17 protein-coding genes are annotated in these 19,029 nt (G+C 69.2%); 3 read left to right on the top strand and 14 right to left on the bottom strand.

Going from position 1 to position 19,029, the window contains the following annotated elements:
* The first annotated feature begins 8 nt into the window (after positions 1–8).
* Both rfbA and rfbC read left to right on the top strand, forming a co-directional pair.
* Positions 9–905, top strand: a complete 897-nt coding sequence (gene rfbA, locus AC2EBS_RS00680) for a glucose-1-phosphate thymidylyltransferase RfbA (RefSeq protein WP_484726464.1) — start codon at positions 9–11, stop codon at positions 903–905.
* A 41-nt stretch (positions 906–946) separates the two neighbouring features.
* Positions 947–1,498 carry a dTDP-4-dehydrorhamnose 3,5-epimerase gene (gene rfbC, locus AC2EBS_RS00675; RefSeq protein ID WP_484727532.1) on the top strand — a complete coding sequence of 184 codons (552 nt, stop codon included), beginning with the start codon at positions 947–949 and terminating at the stop codon, positions 1,496–1,498.
* 76 nt (positions 1,499–1,574) lie between these two features.
* Here the strand turns inward: rfbC and AC2EBS_RS00670 are convergent, their stop codons facing one another.
* From AC2EBS_RS00670 to AC2EBS_RS00660, 3 genes are all read right to left on the bottom strand, one after another.
* Positions 1,575–2,369 carry a CHAP domain-containing protein gene (locus AC2EBS_RS00670; protein ID WP_484726463.1) on the bottom strand — a complete coding sequence of 265 codons (795 nt, stop codon included), beginning with the start codon at positions 2,367–2,369 and terminating at the stop codon, positions 1,575–1,577.
* A 24-nt stretch (positions 2,370–2,393) separates the two neighbouring features.
* Entirely contained in the window at positions 2,394–4,625 is a 2,232-nt protein-coding gene (locus AC2EBS_RS00665; protein ID WP_484726462.1) for a C1 family peptidase, read from the bottom strand.
* Between the two features lie 105 nt (positions 4,626–4,730).
* A complete protein-coding gene (locus AC2EBS_RS00660; RefSeq protein WP_484726461.1) occupies positions 4,731–5,738 on the bottom strand; it encodes an NAD-dependent epimerase in 1,008 nt (335 codons plus the stop codon).
* 224 nt (positions 5,739–5,962) lie between these two features.
* Here AC2EBS_RS00660 and AC2EBS_RS00655 point away from each other — a divergent pair, with 224 nt between their 5' ends.
* Positions 5,963–6,781, top strand: coding sequence for a hypothetical protein (locus AC2EBS_RS00655; protein WP_484726460.1), 819 nt, complete (start codon positions 5,963–5,965; stop codon positions 6,779–6,781).
* Here AC2EBS_RS00655 and AC2EBS_RS00650 read toward each other — a convergent pair.
* Genes AC2EBS_RS00650 through epsF form a run of 11 tightly spaced genes read right to left on the bottom strand, consistent with a single transcriptional unit; the run spans position 6,763 to position 19,017 of the window.
* Positions 6,763–7,608, bottom strand: a complete 846-nt coding sequence (locus tag AC2EBS_RS00650) for a hypothetical protein (protein ID WP_484726459.1) — start codon at positions 7,606–7,608, stop codon at positions 6,763–6,765. The two genes, AC2EBS_RS00655 and AC2EBS_RS00650, sit on opposite strands and share 19 nt — an antisense overlap.
* Positions 7,605–8,879 carry a polysaccharide pyruvyl transferase family protein gene (locus AC2EBS_RS00645; protein ID WP_484726458.1) on the bottom strand — a complete coding sequence of 425 codons (1,275 nt, stop codon included), beginning with the start codon at positions 8,877–8,879 and terminating at the stop codon, positions 7,605–7,607. Before AC2EBS_RS00645 ends, AC2EBS_RS00650 begins: the two co-directional genes overlap by 4 nt.
* Before the next feature lie 3 nt (positions 8,880–8,882).
* Complete coding sequence (locus AC2EBS_RS00640; protein ID WP_484726457.1) at positions 8,883–10,160, bottom strand: lipopolysaccharide biosynthesis protein; 1,278 nt, start codon at positions 10,158–10,160, stop codon at positions 8,883–8,885.
* A gap of 16 nt (positions 10,161–10,176) precedes the next feature.
* The gene (locus tag AC2EBS_RS00635; protein WP_484726456.1) at positions 10,177–11,322 is read right to left on the bottom strand and encodes a DUF1972 domain-containing protein; all 1,146 of its coding nucleotides are present in this window, start codon (positions 11,320–11,322) and stop codon (positions 10,177–10,179) included.
* A 7-nt stretch (positions 11,323–11,329) separates the two neighbouring features.
* Entirely contained in the window at positions 11,330–12,556 is a 1,227-nt protein-coding gene (locus AC2EBS_RS00630; protein WP_484726455.1) for a glycosyltransferase, read from the bottom strand.
* Positions 12,557–12,561: 5 nt separating this feature from the next.
* Positions 12,562–13,806 carry a hypothetical protein gene (locus AC2EBS_RS00625; protein WP_484726454.1) on the bottom strand — a complete coding sequence of 415 codons (1,245 nt, stop codon included), beginning with the start codon at positions 13,804–13,806 and terminating at the stop codon, positions 12,562–12,564.
* Entirely contained in the window at positions 13,803–15,029 is a 1,227-nt protein-coding gene (locus AC2EBS_RS00620) for a glycosyltransferase family 4 protein (RefSeq protein ID WP_484726453.1), read from the bottom strand. Before AC2EBS_RS00620 ends, AC2EBS_RS00625 begins: the two co-directional genes overlap by 4 nt.
* 53 nt (positions 15,030–15,082) lie before the next feature.
* On the bottom strand, positions 15,083–15,778 hold the full coding sequence (epsI, locus tag AC2EBS_RS00615; protein WP_484726452.1) for an exosortase-associated protein EpsI, B-type: 696 nt from the start codon (positions 15,776–15,778) through the stop codon (positions 15,083–15,085).
* Positions 15,775–16,653, bottom strand: coding sequence for an exosortase B (xrtB, locus tag AC2EBS_RS00610; RefSeq protein WP_484726451.1), 879 nt, complete (start codon positions 16,651–16,653; stop codon positions 15,775–15,777). Before xrtB ends, epsI begins: the two co-directional genes overlap by 4 nt.
* Before the next feature lie 15 nt (positions 16,654–16,668).
* The gene (locus AC2EBS_RS00605) at positions 16,669–17,574 is read right to left on the bottom strand and encodes a polysaccharide biosynthesis tyrosine autokinase (protein ID WP_484726450.1); all 906 of its coding nucleotides are present in this window, start codon (positions 17,572–17,574) and stop codon (positions 16,669–16,671) included.
* Positions 17,575–17,583: 9 nt separating this feature from the next.
* Positions 17,584–19,017 (bottom strand): chain length determinant protein EpsF, encoded by a 1,434-nt coding sequence (gene epsF, locus AC2EBS_RS00600; protein ID WP_484726449.1) that lies wholly within the window; start codon positions 19,015–19,017, stop codon positions 17,584–17,586.
* Positions 19,018–19,029: the final 12 nt, after the last annotated feature.

Below are 19,029 nucleotides of genomic sequence, written 5' to 3'. Positions count from 1 at the left end.
CTTCCCCCATGGCCACGACGACCTCTGCACGCAAGGGCATCATCCTGGCCGGCGGCTCCGGCACCCGGCTGCATCCGGCCACGCTGGCGATGAGCAAGCAGCTGCTGCCGGTCTACGACAAGCCCATGGTCTATTACCCGCTGAGCACGCTGATGCTGGCGGGCATCCGCGACATCCTCTTGATCAGCACGCCGCAGGACACGCCGCGCTTCGAGGCCCTGCTGGGCGACGGCGCGCGCTGGGGCCTGAACATCAGCTACTGCGTGCAGCCCAGCCCCGACGGCCTGGCCCAGGCCTTCATCCTCGGCAAGCAGTTCATCAACGGCGCACCCAGCGCGCTGGTGCTCGGCGACAACATCTTCTACGGCCACGACTTCCAGGGCTTGCTCGGCCACGCGGCCGACACGCCCACCGGCGCGACGGTCTTCGCCTATCACGTCACCGACCCGGAGCGTTATGGCGTGGTGGAGTTCGACGCGCAGCAGCGCGCCGTCTCCATCGAAGAGAAGCCCAAGGCACCGAAGAGCAACTACGCGGTGACCGGCCTGTACTTCTACGACAGCCAGGTCTGCGACATCGCTGCCGGCATCAAGCCCAGCGCGCGCGGCGAGCTGGAGATCACCGACGTCAACGCCCACTACCTGCGCCAGAACCAGTTGCAGGTCGAGATCATGGGCCGCGGCTATGCCTGGCTGGACACCGGCACGCACGACAGCCTGCTCGAGGCCGGCCAGTTCATCGCCACGCTGGAAAAGCGCCAGGGCCTGAAGGTCGCCTGCCCGGAGGAGATCGCCTTCCGCTCCGGCTGGATCAGCGCCGAGCAGTTGCAGAAGCTGGCCCAGCCGCTGGCCAAGAACGGCTACGGCCAGTACCTGCAGCGCCTGCTGGTCGACAAGGCTTTCTGAAGATCGAATAGACGAAGCACACGATGTCCGCGCCTCCCCTGCTGAAGATCACCCCCACCGCGCTGCCCGAAGTGCTGATCGTCGAGCCGCGCGTGTTCGGCGACGCGCGCGGCTTCTTCACCGAGAGCTGGAACGAGCAGCGCTTCAACGCGGCCGTCGGCACCCCGGTGCGCTTCGTGCAGGACAACCATTCGCGCTCGGCACGTGGCGTGCTGCGCGGCCTGCACTTCCAGCTGCCGCCGCATGCGCAGGGCAAGCTGGTGCGCTGCGTCAACGGTGCAGTCTTCGACGTCGCGGTGGACATGCGCAAGAGCAGCCCCAACTTCGGCCGCTGGGTCGGCGTGGAGCTCAGCGCCGAGAACCAGCGCCAGATGTGGATCCCGCCAGGCTTCGCGCATGGCTTCGTCGTGCTCAGCGAGACGGCGGACTTCCTCTACAAGACCACCGACTACTACGCGCCTCAGGCCGAAGCCTGCGTGCGCTGGGACGACCCGACGATAGGCATCCAGTGGCCCGACTTCGGCGGCGCACCGACGCTGGCCGACAAGGACGCGAAGGCACCGCTGCTGGCCGACGCCCTGCACTTCGACTGAGCCGCGCAAGCGATGAGCTCTGGCCCTGGCCCGCTGCGAGGCCCCGCCGGCCGCACGCGGCGCTGCAGAAGGCTGCTCAAAGCCCCGCGTAATCGATGAAGCCCTTGTTGATGCTCGCCAGCTTGCGCGTCAGCCGGTAGACGCCGCCGCCTTCGCGGCCCTGGCTGGCGTCGGTATTGCCTTCGATGGTATGGATGAAGCCCCCCTCCACCCGCTCGACAAAGCCGGTATGGCCCAGGCCGCCGCCGAAGTCCATGATGAAGACCATGCCCGGCTTCACCAGCGAGGGGTTGGCCGTCGCGTCGCGCGCGAGGATGCGCGCGGCGCCGCGGCTCGCGGCCTTGTTCCAGTGCATCAGGCAGCCGGCGGTGCGAAACATCGGGTTCTCGCGGCCGTCATCCTGCGCCGCCTCGTCGAAGCACCAGTAGGTGAAGGCGCAGCACCAGGCCAGCCCCACCGGCACGCCGGCGCGCTTCAGGTACTCGTCCACCTCGGGGCCGCGGTTGCTGTTCCTCGGCACTTCACGCACCTCTGCGTCCGCGGCCGCGCCGGCCTTGGCCAGCACGGCGCCGAGGAAGGGATCGACGACCCCATCGGCCTGCGGCACGCGGGTCTCGCCGAACAGCGCCGCCCAGGTCAGCGCACCGACCTCGCCGTCGATCTTCAGCGGCTGGCCGCGCGAATCGAGATGCCGCGCCTGGAACAGCTGCACTGCCTGTTTCATGCGCGGGCCGAAGCTGGGGTTCTCCGGATCCAGGCGCAGCGCTTCGTTGCCGCGCAGCACCAGCGCTTTGTTCAGCGCAGTCTTCAGCGCCTTGACGATGCGCGCATCGCCCTCGCCGAGCTTGATCGTGCGGCCGGGGTATTTCATCGCTGGGCCTCCGTCGGCGTCGATTCAGTAGTCCAGCCTCGCCACCGGCACGGTGGTGCTGCCGCTGGCATCGAGGATGTAGCCCAGCGCCTGACCCATCGTCTGCACATCGTTGTCGAAGCAGCCGTGCGTGGCCTGGATGCTGCGCACGCCGGTGGAGACGCTGCGCTCGGCCAGCACATGCAGATTCGCATCGCCGGGCCCGCCCGCACTGCGCCAGAACGACTGCCATTGGCGCGCATCGGCGATGCAGCTCTGGGCCCAGACATCGTCGGCCGCCTTGTCGCTGACCTTGGCCGGGTCGAAGCAGTGGGCCATGCCCAGCAGCGGGGTCTTGTGGCTGTCCTCGAAGGCGCGGCTCACCAGATAGAGCAGCGACTTGCGATAGGGCCCCACCGCATCGTCCTGCTCGTTCTTGTCGGACAGCAGGTGCACATGCAGATGCTGGGCCGCCAGTACGCCGCCCTGCACCGCCGGCACATAGTGCTGCACCGCGAAGCGCGCGGTGCAGGCTGGCGCGAAGAGCCGCGTGCTGGCTGCCTTCAGCCCAGCCTGGCCCAGCAGGCCCAGCATCGGGCCCAGCACGATGGAACCGGCCGAGTGGCCGACGAGATGAATCTCCAGCCCCGGCCGCTTGGCCTTCAACGCTGCGAGCTGCGCCACCATCTGGCGCACGCCGCCCTGCTCGTGATCGCTGGCACGTACCGCGTTGATCTTCATCTGGCTCCACATCGCGCCGCCGGGGCCACGCAGCACCGGCTCCAGCATGCGGTCGGTGGTGTCGGTGATGCGGTCGAGAAAGCCGCGTGCCGGCGCCGCACCCGGCGCCCCCAGGCCCGACTTGGCCCGGGCCTCCTCGACCAGATCGCCCACCGTCTCCATCGGCCCGGAGCGCCAGCTGATGAACAGCGGATAGATGCCATGGGCCAGCGCATAGGGCGCCATCGCGCGGATGCGCGTGATCGAGGCCTCCTCGCTGTTGAGCCCGCCATGCACATAGATCATCAGCTTGTCGGCGCCTTGGGCCTTGAGCCAGTCCAGCGGGCGCTTGAGCACCGCAGCCTGCAGCGCGGCAGCGGCGTCCTCGGCGGTGATGTCGTTGCGTACCGGGAAGCCACGATCGAGGATCACCGTGTGGCGATAGGCGCCCTCGGTGTCCAGCGGCGCTGGTGCGCTGTCGGCCGCACCGCGCGCGCGCCGTGTCAGCGCATCGTCGGCGCCGATCATGCCGGCGGGCCGTTCCATCGCCGCAGCCGCGGCGCCGGATCCCGAAGGCAGGTAGAAGCGCGGCGTGCGCAGCGTCCGCTGCGCAGCCTCGGCCGGCGCGGACTTGCGCTTGCCCTTGCCCGCAACAGGCGCGCCGGCCAGCACCGCGCGCTGGCGCGGCACGCCCAGCGTCAGCACCCAGGCATCGTTGCCGTGCAGCACCCAGTCCTCGTAGGGCAGCAGCGCGAAGCCGTGCGAGCCCCAGTCCGGCCCCCAGGAGTTCTGCACCACGAAGCCGAACTCGTTGTAGCCCACCAGCGCGAAGGCGTGGCCGCCGGCGTCCTTGGGCTCGGCCACCGAGGTGATGCGCGCCAGATCCGCATGGCCGCGCAGCGGCTTGCCGCCCGGCACATCCCAGCCCTCGTGCACGGTGGCCGAGACATAGAGCGCGCCGTTGTTGTAGATCGCCGCCTGCATGTCCACCACCGAGCGCGTGTCCACGCGGTAGTACACGCCCAGCGTGCATGCCAGCGCATCGACGTCCCAGTTGCGATCCGGGTCATCAGGCAGCTTGGGGTCTTCCTTGGGCGGCTTGAACTGGCGCTTGCCGTTCTTGTCGATCACGAAGGGCCACAGCGTATCGCGGCAGACGCCGTGGCGGTGCCAGCCCTTGAGCGCGCCGCGGCAGCTGGAGCCTTCGTAGTCCTCGCCGGGCCATTCGTCGTAGAGTCGCGCCAACTCGTAGAGCATCGCCGGGCTGGCACGCCGCATCGTCGGCTTGATGCCCTGCAGCAGCTCGCTGGCGAAGCGCTGGTAGTTGATCACCGCAGCCAGGCCGAAGCCGGTGCAGGCGCCGTCCTGGCCCTGGTTCAGCACCAGGTCCGCCTTCGCATAGGCGGGCAGCCACTGCTGCACCTGCTTGTCGCTGGGGTACTGCGGCGGCAGGTTCTGTAGCGGCGGCAGGTAGATGCGGTCGCGCAGATCCAGACGGTCAGGACGCGCATCCAGCGCGACCTTGCGGGCACCGATGGCGACGTTCTTGGTGGGCATGACGGGCTCCTTCCCTGGCATCGACGCCGAACTTGGCGCGATCGATCCTAGGAGTCAGCCCGCAGCGATCACATCGCTATGGTTGGGGATGGTGTCCCCGGCACATCACAGCTTGTAGTAGTCGCGGTACCAGGCGACGAAGCGTTTCACCCCCTCGGGCACCGGCATCGCGGGACGGAAACCGGTCCAGGCGGCCAGCTCCTCGACGTCGGCGTGCGTGGCCGGCACGTCGCCGTCCTGCAGCGGCAGGAAGTTCTTCTGCGCCTCGCGGCCCACCGCCTGCTCGATCGCAGTGATGAAGTCCATCAGCTCGATCGGGTTGTGGTTGCCGATGTTGAAGACGCGGTACGGCACGTTGGAGCGCGCCGGGTCGCCCTTCACCGGGTCGTAATCGGGGTCAGGCGTTGCCACCCGGTCCAGCACCCGGATCACGCCTTCGGCGATGTCGTCCACATAGGTGAAGTCGCGCACCATCTTGCCGTGGTTGAACACGTCGATGGGCTTGCCTTCCAGGATCGCCTTGGTGAACAGGAACAGCGCCATGTCCGGCCGGCCCCAGGGGCCGTAGACGGTGAAGAAGCGCAGCCCGGTGGTCGGCACGTTGAACAGATGGCTGTAGGTATGCGCCATCAGCTCGTTGGCCTTCTTGGTCGCGGCATACAGGCTGACCGGATGGTCCACGCTGTGATGCTCGGAGAAGGGCATCAGCTTGTTGCCGCCGTAGACGCTGGAGCTGGACGCATAGACCAGGTGCTGCACCTTGGCGTGGCGGCAGCCTTCGAGAATGTTGGTGAAGCCGCTGACGTTGCTCTCGATATAGGCATGCGGGTTCTGCAGCGAATAGCGCACCCCGGCTTGCGCGGCCAGGTGCACCACGCGGTCGAAGCCGCCCTCGGCGAAGAGCCTGGCCATGCCGTCGCGGTCGGCCACGTCCAGCTTGACGAACTCGAAGCCCGGCTTGCCCTGCAGCCGCGCCAGGCGGTCGTACTTGAGCTGGGGGTCGTAATAGTCGTTCAGGTTGTCCAGGCCCACGACTTGGTCGCCGCGCGCCAGCAGCAGCTGGCTGACATGCATGCCGATGAAGCCGGCGGCGCCGGTGACGAGTACCTTCAAAAGGGGCTCCAGTCAGTGATTCGTGAGAATGGTTCAGCTCAGGCCCATGCCGCCAGGGGCCGCAAGGCTGCACGTATTCTCGCCCACGGGCGCGGCTGGCCCAGACGCCGGGCCCGTGTTCGGGGGATGGCGTGCCGGCGAGCTCATCGCCGACTGGCGGCCCGCTGGCGCGAGGCTGCGCCAGCAGTTACCCTCGGCGCCCTATGCTGGAACTGCTGTGCCTGTTGAACGCTCTCGCCATGCCGGGGCCTTGTGCTGCTGTGGCGGCTGGATCGGCGCAGCCTGCGGGCTTCTCTGCCGCGTCGGGCACCGGTGCCGCAATCGCCCGGCAGCACCTGCCGCTGAGCCTGGAAGCGTTGCTGCAGCTCAACAGCGACTTCCGCCACAGCCATGAGGCCGCCCCCCAAGGCGTGCCCGCCGCGTACGACTGGTACGCCCGGCCGCGCAAGGGCAGCTGGAACACCGCGCCTGCAGGCTTTGGCGCGCTGACCGGTTGGGGCCAGGCCTTCTGGACCCAGGGCACCCGCCAGCCCGGTGCCTACCTGATGCTGCGCAGGCAGCTGACGCTGGTCTGCCATGGCAGCGCGCGTCGCTGGTCGCTGGTGCAGGGCTCTGCGACCGAGGGGGCCGCCTTCCGTCCTGATTACGCGGGCAATATCGCCAAGCCGGCGGGATCGCCCGGCGTGATCGAGGCCGGTGCCGATGCAATCGCCTTCGGCACCGACAGTGCTTACCACTTCTGGCCCCGCTCGGGCCGCAGCAGCCTGCCCGCCGGCGAACTCTGCGGCATGTTGGTGCTGGTCGAGGCACGCGCCGAACCCATCGCACCAAACGGCTACCGCGAGCCTCATCTGCTGCTCGGTCTTGGCGCCGACTACTGGCTCAACAAGACCGCGCCCTGGGACAACTACCGCAGCAACCGGGACGTGGCCATAGGCCGGCTGCGGCTGCTGAAAACCCAATGGGCCTGGTACGGCCTGAGCACCGCCAGCGACAGCGACCTGCGGCGCCTGGCCAGCGAGGGCTATGACGATGCCCGCTGAGCACCGCGCAGCGCACGCCAGCGGCGCTGCAAGCCCCGGCGCTTGAAGAACAGCCAAACGGCCCAGGCATGCCAAAGTGAAGGGCCGGCCGGCTCGTAGGACAAGAACTCCGCCTGTACCTCCTGCAGCCGGGCCGAGAGCTGCTTTTCCAGCAGGATGGAGCCCAGCTTGTCCCGCAGCACGGCCGGATCCGCCACCGCCTGTCCGGCATGCGCCAGCCAGCCGGACGCGCCGGCGGCCGGACTCAGCCAGCTCAGCAGGTACTGCTCGAACGCGGGCGACACGGGCAGGCCCACCACGAGTTGCCCATCGCGCAGATGCGGCGCCCGGAAGATGGCCGGATCGAACAGCCGCTGCGACAGCACGCCGAGCGCCGGCGCGTTCAGGCAGAACAGGTTGGAGCGGATCCAACGGTCGATGCGGCGCCCAGCCAGTTCGTCGCCCTGCCCGCGCCGCTCGATCTTGCCGACGATGCGGGACTGGCTGCAGGCCTCGGCCTGGCGGCTGTGCAGCGCAAAACGGCGCAGATCGCCGGCCGGCAGGGGGTAGTTCCTGCCGGCGGTGTCATTCATGAACACCACGGCGGAAGCTGCCGGTCCCGTCAGCGCATCCAGGCCCAGCTGGTAGGCGCCGAACTCCCAGTCCTCTCCCCCGTAAGGCAGCAGGCGGATCGAGGCATCCAAGCCAGCCAGATCGGCGGGGCTCAGCCGGCGTGCGTCGTACACCCAGACCTGCTCGTCCGGCTCCAGCATCTGGCACAAGCGCTCGGTCAGCCGGCGTACATGGGCCACCGAACCCGGGTAGTGCAGATAGCACACCAGCTTCATGCCAGGTCTCCTTCCGGGAACGAGAGCAGGCGCTCGAAGTGCGCCTGCGCGTGGTCCTGCAATGCCGCAATCTGCCCGGCCGCCAGGGTGGGTCGACGGGACCAGACGCGGTCGAAGGCCGTGTCGATCTGTCCGATCTCGGCCAGACCGTAGGCCTGCTCGTCCAGCCAGGTGCTAAGAAAGGCGGCCAGCTTGCGCACGCGCGACGGGCACAGGCCGAGCACAGGCACGCCATACGAGACGGCAGTGATGGCGCCGTGTAGGCTGGTGCCGACATACAGACGCGCGCCGGCGATCAGGCCCATCAGATCGAAAACGCTGTCGCAGTCGGCGATCAGCGTCGGCGGCATGCCACCGTCCGCGCCGCTGCCCTCGCCCAACAGCGCCTGGCTGGACTGGTCGGCGTGCCCGGTCGCGCGTCCGAGGGCCAGCACCAGCACCGGCAGGCCGGACTCGCGCTTGATGCGCTCGATGCTGCGAAGGAACATCGCCTCCTGACCCGCCAGGTGCGCGGCAGCGGCCTGTACGCAGACATAGCCACCTGCCAGCCGCTTCAGCAGGGTTCGGGCCACATCGCCGAGTTGCTGCTGCAGCCACGCCGACGGATAGAGCCGCGACACCAGGATGGCGCTATCGGGTACCAGGCTTGCGTGGTGAACGCCGTTGGCCCGCAACAGGTCGAGCGTCGGCTGATCCCGTACCGCGAGATAGTCCGCCTCGCGCAGACTAGCCCGCAGGCTGTCGATCACAAAGGCGCTGCCGGACCTGGCATGCGAGCCGCCCACGGCGTTGTAGCGCACCCGTACCGGCCGATCGAAGTCGAACGGTGCCAGCACAAATGGCAGCAAGGCGCGGCTGCCCATGCAGCGGCTGATCACAAGACTCGAGACATGCTCGCCGAGCAGCCGGCTCAGGCGGTGGATCAGGCGGGCGGCCCTCGGCCGGCACAGATAGCTGACGATCTCAGCCCAGCGCGCCGCCAGTACCTCGCCGCCTGCGACCAGCACCAGCTCGGGGCCATCGGCAGCAGCGGCGAAGAGCTGACGCATTGACTGCGCGTCCTTGCTGCCGTGCACTGACATGGCGGCAGGTACCGTCGCGTAGAACTCCAGCCGCAGATCCAGCCCCAGCCTCTCGACCATGCGCTCGATGATGAGCGGAAACAGCAGGTCGCCATAGTTGTGCCTGTCGAAAGGCCCGACCACCGCGACCGAGGCGCGGCGGCCTGGATGCGGCGGCGACATGGTCGGCGAAGACAGGGCGGTCACCATCGCTCAGGGCTGCTGCCACAGCGGCAGCAGCAGCAGCAACGGCGACAGGCTCGCCGCCAGCACCCGCGGCCGGCCATCGACCAGCGCCCAGGCACGGGCCGCGTAGGCCAGCCCCAGCCCCAGCGTGCCGATCGCTAGCGCAAGGATCCAGCCCGTGGCACCCCAGCGCGGCACGGCCAGCATCGCGACAACGGCGATCAGCAGCCAGTGCGCAGCCATGCCGATGCTGCGATAGCGCTGCGCGCCCTGCGCCGTGAGCAGCACGCCCCAGCCGCCCGCCACCATGCGCAGCGCGAAGAGCAGGCCGAACCAGGGCAGCAGCGCCTTCAGCGGCGCGAAATCGGCGCCGTAGAAACGCTCGACCAGCGGCGGCAGCGCCAGCGCCAGCAGCAGGCCCACCGCCAGGCCCACTGCCGCATAGGCATAGACCACCTGGCGGCTGACGGCGGCCGGCCGCCCGTTGCCTGCAGCGAATTCTGCCGAAGCCTTGGGCAGGTACACCTGCGTGAGGATGCCGGTGCCGGTCAACGCCGACATGAAGATGCGCAGGCCGCCCTGGTAGACGCCCACGGCCGAGACCGGCAGGAAGGCGCCGAGTACCACGCCGTCCACCTGCCCGAACAGCGCGCTCAGGCTGGCATCGACCGAGTAGCTGAGGGTGTCGCGCAGACAGCGCAGGCCATCGCGCAAGGACGCCGGCCGCACCGCGCCGACCACCCGCAGCAGCGAGTGCCAGGCGACGGCAGTGATCAGCGCCCGCGACAGCAGATAGGCGCAGGCCACGATCAGCAAGGTGCCGCCCACCCAGGCCGCCGCGATGACGAGCGAGCTGTTCAGCACCGCGGCCAGCAGGGATTGCCGCGTCTCGAGTGCGAAATGACCCGTCGCCCGCAGCCCGGTGTTGAAGGACTCGGTGAAGCCCTCGGCCAGCAGGGTCAGCAGCAGCAGCAGGAAGACCGGGTCGAGAAAGCGCGGGCTGGCCAGCGCCAGCGCCAGGGCCAGCAGGCCGGTGGCGGCCGCGAGGATCAGCCTCGCGCTCAGCGCGTCGGCCGCCACCGCCTGCGCGCGCTCCGGCACGCGCGCGATCTCGCGCAGCACGTAGGTGTTGAGCCCCAGGTTGGCCAGCACGCACAGCACGCCCGCGGCGGAGAGGAAGATCATCAGCGTGCCGAAGCCGTCCACGCCCAGGCTGCGCGCCAGCACCGCGAGCGCCAGCAGGCCCGCGGCCATCTTCAGGCCCGTGCCGGCAGCCATCAGCGCAAGGTGTTTGAGTGTCTTCATGGGCGACCTCGACCACTCAGCGGCTAGTGCCGGTCGGGCCCGACGGTCGCTGCAGCGCAGGCAGGAACTCCGTCAGCAGCCGCTCGTAGTCGGCGAGCACCTGCGGCCAGGTGAAAGCCTGCTGGAAGCGCGCCCGTGCGGCCACCCTCATCGCCGGCAGCGCGGCCGGATCGGCCAGCATCCCGGCGAGCACCGCATCAAAGGCATCCGCGCCGTCGAAGTAGCGGGCGCCGTCGCCCGCCACCCAGCGGTTGAAGCGGTTGTCGTGCGCCAGCACCGCATTGCCGGCGCCCAGCGCCTCGACCAGTGAGGGATTGGTGCCGCCGACGCGATGGCCGTGGACATAGGCCAGGCTGTGAAAGCGCAGCGGCCGGACCACGGCCTGGTCGTAGATCGCGCCGGGGAACAGCACCTCGTCGCTGGCCGCAGCCCTCACTGCGCGATGGTAGGCGCTGTCGTTCGTGTAGTGGCCCAGCACGGCCAACTTGACGCCGCGCGGCTTGCGAGAGAAGCCCTGCACCACCTCGAGGATGGAATTCTCGGGTTCAGGCCGCGCGATCAGCGTCAGATAGCGCCCCGGCTCCAGCCCCAGCGCGCGCACCGGCGCCTCGGGCGCGCTGTCGATGCGCTCGGCCCCGTAGGCGATGGTGCTGATCTTGTCGGCGCGCACCCGGGTTGCCAGGTGGGCCTTGATCTCCGGATGGTCGGCCACCAGATGATCGCCCAGCCAGCAACCCGCACAATCGTTGAGCCAGAACCAGGTCTTGGCCAGCGGGCCCCACTTGGCACGCGACCACTCGATGCCGTCCATATTGATCAGGTTCGGCACCCCACGCAGACGCAGCAGCGCACAGAACACCGCGGTGTTGTAGCCCAGGGTCAGGCACAGATCGCCATGGCGCGCCGCATGGCGCGTGGCCAGCCAGTCGAAGACGATGGTGCTCTTCGCGCCGCTGCCGCGCACCGGGATGCGCACCCGCTCCACACCCTGCCAGATGTCCTCGATCAGCGGGCCCGCGCCCTCTTCCTGGCCATAGACGATCACGCGCCAGCCGCGCGCCACCAGGTGCAGTGCCAGGCGTTCGGCAAAGGTCTCGAAACCGCCATGTGCAGCCGGCAGGCCGCGAGTGCCGAGGATGCGAAGCACGGGGGGATGCAGCACGCCCATCTCAGACCTTCACGCCCAGGCTTCGGTACAGACCGAGCATCGATCGGAGGTAGGCCTGGCGGTTGAAGCGGACCTCGACATCGGCGCGAGCGGCCCGGCCCATCGCGGCGATGCGCTGATCGGGCAGTGCGGCCACCTCAGCCAGACGCGCGGCCAGCGCCGCCGCATCCCCGCTGGCGAAGCACCAGCCGTTGTCGCCCTCGGCGATCATCTCCGGGATGCCGCCGATGCGCGCGCCGATCACCGGCTTGCCCAGTGCAAAGCTCTCCAGCACGCTCATCGGCGCGTTCTCGTACCACTCCGAGGGCAGCACCACGGCACGCGCGCCGCGCACCAGCGCCTGCAGCTCGGCCCCAGAGCGGAAGCCCAGGAACTCCGCTGGCGCCTTCAGCTGTCCGGCAAGCGCGCGCAGCGCGGACTCTTCCGGCCCGGTGCCGGCCAGCTTGACAGGCACGCCGCTGGCCGCGGCCGCGCGCAGCAAGGTGTGCACGCCCTTCTCCGGGGCCAGACGGCCGAAATAGAGCAGATAGTCGCCCGGCGCATAGCCCGGCTCGAACTGCGTGGCGTCCACATAGTTCGGGATGTGGTGAAGCTGCTCGCGCGGCCAGCCCCACTCGACCAGCTTGTCGGTGAAGAAGCGGCTCGGCGTCACCACCGCGCTGAGCTGGCGCCGGTAGGTCTGCAGCCAGCCGTGCAGCAGGCTCTCGGCGGCGACGATGCTGCTGGCCGCCAGCGAATCGCGCACGCAGCGGTGCCTGACCACATTGAGCACCGAGCCGGTCTTGCAGCGCTCGCACACGCCGTCGCGGTTGAGCATCTTGTAGGCCGGGCAGGCAATCTTCAGGTCATGCGCGGTCAGCACCACCGGGATGCCCTCGTCACGCAGCAGCGGCAGCACGGCCGGCGAGAGGTGGTGGTAGATGCAGTGCACATGCGCCACGTCGGGCCGAAACTCGGCCAGCAGCGCGCGCAGCTTGCGCCGCGCTTCGAAGGACCAGACCACCTTGCCGGCCATCGCGAGCTTGCGCACCAGGCTGTACTCGTGACCGAACTCGATCTCGTCGACGAAGAAGCGCGACCAGGGCGTGGCGAGGTTCTTCGGATGCTGCATCGAGAAGAAGCCTGTCTCCCAGCCCTGCTGCACCAGCAGCTCGGCATGGTCGAAGTACACCGCGTCGGAGCCGCCGCGGCGGTAGTGGTAGCTGTTCAGGCTGAGCAGGCGCGGCATCTCGGCTAGGCTCCGGCGGCCTCGCACGCAGGCCTACGCTGCAGCAGCGCCCCGAGCGAGAAGAAGAACACGATCATCGCCACATGGTTGTTGAGCAGGTTCTCGCTGAAGAAATACACGCAGACGGCAACGAAGGGCACCGCCTCCCAACGCCGGCCGAGCCGGCGCAGTGCGACGAGCAGCAGCGTCGCAAAGCCCAGGAAGGCGAAGGCGCCGGCTTCGAAGAGCACGCGCACATAGTCGTTGTGCGGCACCAGCCGCATCTGGCTGAGCTGCTGCGATGCGCCGATGCCGAAGCCGAACAGCTGCTGGAACACGCTGCCCTGGACATAGAGGTCCATCAGGTCGGTCCAGTGCTTGAGCCGGAAGATGAAGGACAGGTCGGTGGTGCCCAGGCGCGCCACCAGCTCGCCGTAGCTGATGCTGCGCAGATCGATGCGCTGCTCGGCCAGCAGCCGGTAGCTGTCGATGACTGGGCCGATGCGCGCCGACAGGAAGCTGTCGGGCAGCAGGATCACCAGCGCCGTTCCCAGCACCAACAGCAGGGCCAGTTGGCCCAGGTTGCGGCGCTGGCCCACGGCGTAGAGCAGCGACACCACCACGGCCAGCAGCACGCCCAGCGTGCCGAACGCCAGGCCGACCACCAGGTAGACCCAGACCTGGCTGACCTGGCGGCCGCTGAGACTGGTGTAGAGCGCGATCAGGCACAGGTAGTACAACGCCGCGTTGTTGCGGTTGACGAAGGGTCCGACCGCCTGGTTGCCGCCGATGACGGTGCGCTCCAGCGCCAGCTGCACCAGCCAGACAGCCACCGGCAGCAGCACCAGCAGCCGGAACAGGCTGCGATTGAAGCCCGATTGCCAGGCCGGCATCGTGTCCCGCGCCGCGAAGACATGGCCAAAGACGAGGAACAGCGGCGCCAGCACGAACTTGGCCCACTCCTGCATGTCCATCCTGCCGCGGTTGATCACCAAGTTGGCGCCCATGGCCAGCAGGTAGAGCAGCAGCGGCAGCAGCAGGCCCAAGCCCAGCGCCTGCCGGTCGCGCGGCGCCGAGCTCGCCAGGAAGGCGGCATTGACCGCCATCACGCCGAACACCCAGAAGGCGAACACGCCGGACAGCAGCTTGACCAGGCCGGACTCGAAGCCATGGGCCAGGCACAGCAGCGCCACATAGACGAACACCAGCTGCAGGAACAGCGCGTTCGCTGGCCGGCGCGGCGCGGACGGGATCGGAGCCAGTGTGCTCATGAGCTTGTTGGGGCGACGCCGAGGCCGAGCAACTGCGCCAGCCGCGCGGACGCGCCCGGCCAGCGGCGGGCCTGTGCGATCAATTCTCGCCCCGCGGCAGCCAGTCGCTGACAGGCGTCGGGATCGGCGAGCAGCTGGTCCAGCGCAGCAACGAACTCCCCAGCATCGGGTCGGCCGCAGACCTGGCCATGGACCCCCGGCACGAAGCCCTCGATGCCATTGAAGGCGGCGGCGCCGCCCAGCACCGCGGTGCCGGAGGCCATCGCATCCAGCGTCTTGTTGATCAGCCCGAAGCCCTTGAACACCGGCGAGAGCGCGACGCAGGCATCGCGGTACAGGTCCGCCAGTTCGGGCAGGTACTCCTGATGGACCAGATCGGGCGCGTCGCGCAGGGTCTGGCGTAGCGCCGCGCTGGCACCGCGTCCGACGATGCGCAGGCGGTGGCCGCGCCGCTGCACGCGAGGCCAGACCTCACAGGCCAGCCAGTGCGCGATCGGGCCGTACTCGCCGCTGAGCTCGGCCATGAACACCACGTCCCGGCCGGCCGGCCGCAGCGGCAGCGCGAACAGCGTCTCGTCCACGCCGTTGGGCAGCAGCTCGACCCGATCTGCCGCCGCCCCGCCGACCAGGGCGGCAAAGATCTGCCGGTCGCGCGGCGTCTGCAGCAGCACATGGCCGTAGGGCGACAGCAGTGCGCCTTCGATGCGCCCGATGCCGGCACTGCGGCAACGGTCGAGCGTGCCTTTGAGCCAAGCCCGCAGATCGACGGCACGCTCCTGCCGCCGGTAGTGGTACTCGCCGGCGGTGCAATCGTTGACCAGCGCCACCGAGCGCGCCGGCACCGTCACACCCAGCGCGCGCAGCTTGGCCACCGCGCTGATCGGCGTGACCACCAGCGCGTCCTGCGCTTCCAGTGGCAGAGGCCCGCAGGGCCCGTCCACCGGCGCGTAGCCATGCTGGAACATCTCGCGGCCGGCCAGTTCGTCCAGCACCCTCCGCAGCCGCGGACGGCGCCGCACGCGCAGCTGCGTGATCGGTCCGAACAGAGCCTCGTTGGCCTGCAGGGCCGCCGTCTCCGGCGGCGCCTGTTCATCGACGATCAACACCAGGCGCAGCGGCTGCCGCGCGGCCAGCGCCTGCGCATGCCTGCAGGCAGGCAGGGTCACGCCATTGCGCGGCGGATGGGGCAGCTGGTCGGTGACGAACCAGACCGCCGGCGTCATGCCAGGCCCTCGTCGGCGCAGATCGCAGGAGTGCTCATGGACCGGCGAGTCGGTCAGGGCGCGTAGCGGCCCGTCAGCAGCAGGCGCGTCTCGGCCGACAGGCTGCCGAGAAGCTCGCGCAGGAAGCGCTCCTGCACCGCGAACTCGCGCGCCGAGTCGGCACCTATCGTGGAGACGCGGAACAGCAGTCCGTCCGGAATCTGGCGCTGCAGCCCGTAGCGCAGCTCGATCATGCGCCGCGGCAGGCCGCCGAAGCTGCTGTAGTCGCCCATCGTCGTCCAGTAGCTGACCGGCTCGGGCCGGTTCGGCGCCATGAAGGTCTCCAGCCGGCGCAGCGGCAGGCTCTGTCCGGGCAGGTCCAGCAGCACCGTGTGGTTGGACTTCACGCTGAAACCCTGGGCCGGATAGCAGACCTCGGGATAGTGCAGCGCCAGGTACTTGCGCTGGTCCTCGCCGTAGGCGATGGACACCATCACCTGCTCGCCCGCCGGGCCGATGTAGAGCCGGTTCAGCGTCTGGCTGTAGAGGCGGCGCAGATTGGCCTCCTGCACAGGATTGACGATGCCGCCGTTCAGGCCCGGCTGCATCCGCCAGCCGCCGAACTGCACCGGAAGCATGCGCTCCAGCTCGATGCGCTGCGGGCGCAGCTCCGCCAGACGGTGCACCGGCTTCATCGCCTCGGCCGCCAGCAGCGCCAAGGCGGCCAGCGCCAGCACGAGCAGCCCGTGTCGCCAGCTCAGCCGGCTCATGCGGCCGCTCCCGGCCGCGCGGCGCGGACGAGCAGGCGCAGCAGCGAGTCCACGCCCACGATCAGCATCAGCGCGCTCAGGAACAGCACCATGCCGGCAAAGTCGTGCAGAAAGCCCTGCCCCGCCTCGTCGCCGAAGTAGAAGGTAATCAGCGTGAGCGAGATCACACGGATCACGTTCGCTGCGAAGCTGATCGGCACGATCAGCAGCGCCAACCCGATGTTGCGCAGCAGCGAGGCATGCCGCACCAGGTTCAGGTACAGCAGCCCCAGCGCCTCCAGCGTGAACAGCGTATGCAGGCCGGCGCAGGCATCCGCCACCAGCAGCTGGTAGGGGCCGATCTGCAGCACCACGCCCGAGCGGCTGACCGGATAGCCGGCGAGGTAGAGCAATTCCTCGGCGACATAGGACACCGCCAGCTTCATCGGCTGGGTCAGCGTGTCCACCACCACCGAGGGCAGCGGGATCATGAAGAACATGAAGAACAGCGCAAAGCCGATGCGCCGCAGCCCGGTGGTGCCCTGCATCAGCAGCATCGCTCCGCTGAGCATGCCCATCGCGGTGGCCATCTCGACGGACTTGATGCCCTGCGAGCGGGCCAGCGCATAGAGTGCGCAGCTCGCCACGATGAGGGTCCAGCCCAGCCGAGGCCGGGTCGAATGCTGCTCGGCACCGCCGAAGATGGCGCGCTGCCGGTAAAGCAGCCAGCAGGTCACCCCCAGCACGATGGGCCCGTGCGCCTGCTCGTCCGACACCCAGATGGTGGTAAACAGGTCGTACAGCGTCGGCAGGTAGAGCAGCGCGAAGGCCGCCGCAATCGGCAACCAGGGAGAGTTCAGCGAGACAGGTGGCAGGCCGCCGCTCAGCGCGCGCATCGTCGTCAGGACGCTTCAGTGCTCGTTCATCACCACGCCGGCCAGCTTGACCGGGGTGGGCTGCAGCGTGCGCACCAGCTCCTGCAGCGCGGCCACGCGGGTGATGTCCTGGCGCGCCAGGGCCAGCGCGGCGCCGCAGCGCGCAGCGATCACCGCGTAGTCGGCACCATGCGCGGCGGCCGGCGTGTCGACGATGACATGATCGAACTTGGCAATCAGTTCCTTCATCAGCAAGCCGAAGGCAGGGCGCTCGACCAGCTCGGTGGGATTGGGCGGCAGCGTGCCCACCGGCAGCACGAAGAGGCTGGGCAGGTTGGCCACCGCGCGGATCACGTTCTTCTCGGCGCGACCGGAAAGGATGCCGGAGAGACCGCTGGCGTTGTCCACGCCAAAGACCTCGTGTTGGCGCGGGCTGCGCATGTCGGCATCGACCAGCAGCGTGCGCCCGCCCAGCTGACTGAAGGCCACGGCCAGGTTCGCGGCGAAGAAGGTCTTGCCGTCGCCACTGTCCGGGCTGATCACCGCCAGTGCGCACCGGGGCTGATCGGCACCCTGCAGCAGCATATTGAGCTGGCTGCGCAGCCGGCGGATCGCCTCGGCCTGACGGCTGAAGGGCTGGGTGGCCAGCACCAGTTCCTCGCTGGTCCTCTCGGCGCCGGGCGCGTAGGGGTAGTGGAACTGCTGGCTCAAGGCCCACAGCACGTCTTCGCCCTTGGCCAGGCCCAGGGCCACGGCAGCCTCGCCGAACTTCACGCCATGGCTGCGCTGGTGGGCAAGGATGCGCTCGACTTCGTCGGCGCTGAGCTTGTTGGCCTCGGCGATGATGCTGCCGATGGCGCGGTCGCGCACCCCGGACTGCGAGTCTTCGGCGGGCGCACTGCCCGGCTGCGTGCTGGGGCTGCTGTCGGCGGCGGTCTGCATGGCGGGCTCTCAGCTGGCTTTGGAGGTCGGAGACGCGCCATCCATCAGGCGCTGCTGCAGCACGGAACGTGTGGCCAGGCCGCGCTTGCCAGCCGGCCGGTCGGGGCCGGGCAAGGCGCCGAGCACCGGCACGCCGATCAGGCCCGGGATGTCTTCGGCCTCGCGCACGCGGCGGTCGCGCAGCTCGGCGCCCAGCACCGCGCCCGTGCCCAGCAGCAGGCCGACGAAGAGGGCCAGCAAGGTGTTCAGCAGCAGCTTGGGCGAGGAGTGCTCCAGCGGCGGCGTAGCCGGCGTGAGCAGGCTGGCACCGCTGGAGGTGGCCTGGCTTTCGATGCTGGTCTGCGTGAAGCGCTGCACGATGGCGTCGTAGTTGCGCTGGGCGATCTCCACATCGCGCTGGATCACCAGGCCCTCGTCGCGCACCTGCTTCATGCGCAGCACTTTGGCGCGCTGGGCCTCGAGTTCGGCGCGGGTCTGCGCCTCGCGTTGCCGGCTGATGCTGCTGCTGACGCCCACGCCGGCGGTGAGGCGGCTGACCTCGCTGTCGATGCGCTGGCGCAGCTCGGCGATATTGGCCTTGAGCTCGACCACCTGCGGGTTCGCATCGCCCAGCCGGGCGCTGATCTCCTTGAGGCGTGCCTCCTGGCGCGACAGGTCGGCGCGCAGCGTGGCCACCACCGGGTTGCTGGAAACCTCCTGCAGCTTGTCGCCCGAGCCGGCGGTGGCCTGCGCCTGCCGGCTGGTGGCCTCGGCGGCCAGCGACTGCAGCGCCACCAGCTGGCTGCTGAGTTCGTTGAGCCGCTGCGTCTCGACGTCCATGCGCTCGTCGGTCATCACGACGCCGTTCTCGCGCTGGAAGGCCGAGAGCTTGGCCTGCGCCTTCTCCAGCGCCTCGCGCGCTTCCTTGGCACGACTGTCGAAGAAGCTGCTGAACTGCTTGGCCGGGTCGACGCGCAGCTCCACCGCCGTCTCCAGATAGGCCTGCACGAAGGCATTGGCCAGGCCGGCGGCGAAGCGCGGGTCGGGCGCGCGGTAGGACACGTTGATCACGCTGGACTCGCGCGAAGGCCTGACGTCCAGTTCCTTCTGCAGCCGCTCGACCAGCCAGGTCTCGATGTCGCCAGCGCCCTTGGTGCTGTCCTGCCACTGGGCGCGGATCTGCGGGTTCTCGACCAGCTTCAGCGAACGCACCACGCGACGGGCGACGCGGTCGCTGAGGATGATGTCCACCTGTGTGGCCATCATCCCCGGGCTGCTGAGCGACTGGAAGGCGATGGCTGACAGCGGGTCCGGACGGGCATCGACGACGACGCTGGCCACTGCGGTGTATTGCTTGGGCAGCAACAGGCTCGCCGCGATGGCGGGCAGCACGACCGCCAGCAGCACGGCGCCGAAGAGCTTCTTGCGCGCCAGCAGCAGCTGGATGAATTGGCGGAAGGTCATGGCGGCGCTCGT

The organism is Roseateles sp. T103, assembly GCF_057219915.1.
The sequence above is the reverse complement of the archived record's forward strand: the minus strand, read 5'-3'. Positions and strand labels throughout refer to the sequence as shown.